At 49.4% G+C, this 263-nt stretch carries 1 protein-coding gene; it reads left to right on the top strand.

Annotated features, from left to right (window positions below):
• On the top strand, positions 1–263 hold a 263-nt coding region (locus SB752_RS32675), incomplete at both ends, for a hypothetical protein (protein WP_410719542.1).

Genomic DNA, 263 nt, shown 5'->3' on the forward strand with positions numbered 1-263 from the left:
GATTTCTCAATAACTTGAAAGAACGCGGAAAAGATTCTGCCCTTTGGGGAATTGCTTACCGTGACCTGATATCCAGCTGGCTGGATTATGGCTTCCGTGTTTACGGTGAAACTGACGTAGCTCAGGCTAGTCCTCGCTGGGTTCAGTATCACCAGCAAACTATCGCAAGATTGATGTCGAACAAGCTCGAAATCGAACTCGACCCTGAAGGGCGTCTGATATCAATTGAGAACACGTCCAAGAGCCGAGTCGTGTGCACGGGG

The sequence above is a fragment of the Brevibacillus sp. SIMBA_040 genome, assembly GCF_046535075.1.
Classification (GTDB): domain Bacteria; phylum Bacillota; class Bacilli; order Brevibacillales; family Brevibacillaceae; genus Brevibacillus.